Genomic DNA, 699 nt, shown 5'->3' with positions numbered 1-699 from the left:
ATTGAGGGCCTATGCGCACCTTGCAAAGCTGGATCGCATCCGAGAAGACGATCTAGCTCGTGTCACGGGCCACTTGAGGTACGGCAAGCAGGTCATTGAAGCCACCGGCTAAGTGAAGCGTCCTCGTTTTTCCGAGTCACCTAGACATAGAGGTGGTTGATGATGCCATGGCGTAGGCAACGGGCGAGAGCCCGCCGAGTGAGCGATGGGGTCGCTGGTGGTTGTAACGGTGACGCCAATCCTCGGTCATGCGTCGAACTTCCTGCGGGCTGGTAAAGACGTGGCGGTCCAGGACCTCGGTGCGATACGTCCGATTGAAGCGCTCGATGTAGGCGTTCTGGGTCGGCTTACCGGGCTGGGTGTGCAGCAGTTCGACGTCGTGGCGCTGGGCCCATTGCCGCAGCGCGGCGCTGATGAACTCCGGGCCGTTGTCCAAGCGTAGGCGAAGTGGTGCACCACGCAGTTCTATCAACTCGTCCAGCGCCCGGATCACCCGTTGCGACGGCAGACTCGTGTCGATCTCGATCCTCAGCGATTCGCGGTTGAAATCGTCGTTGACGTTGAAAGTGCGGAAGCGCCGCCCGGACCACAGGGCATCGGCCATGAAGTCTGCCGACCAGGTGTGATTGGCTTGATCGGGAATCGCCAACGGCTCGCGGATGCGGTCAGGCAGGCGGCGCTTGCCCCGGCGTGGCAAGT

General features: G+C 61.7%; 1 protein-coding gene. It reads right to left on the bottom strand.

Going from position 1 to position 699, the window contains the following annotated elements; genetic code table 11:
• Positions 1 to 136: 136 nt before the first annotated feature.
• The coding region (locus ABB22_RS17465; RefSeq protein ID WP_161809385.1) for an IS3 family transposase at positions 137 to 699 on the bottom strand (563 nt) is incomplete at its 5' end.

Source organism: Stenotrophomonas nitritireducens (genome assembly GCF_001431425.1).
Taxonomy (GTDB): Bacteria; Pseudomonadota; Gammaproteobacteria; order Xanthomonadales; family Xanthomonadaceae; genus Stenotrophomonas; species Stenotrophomonas nitritireducens.
This window is presented reverse-complemented; position numbering and strand designations above follow the sequence as displayed.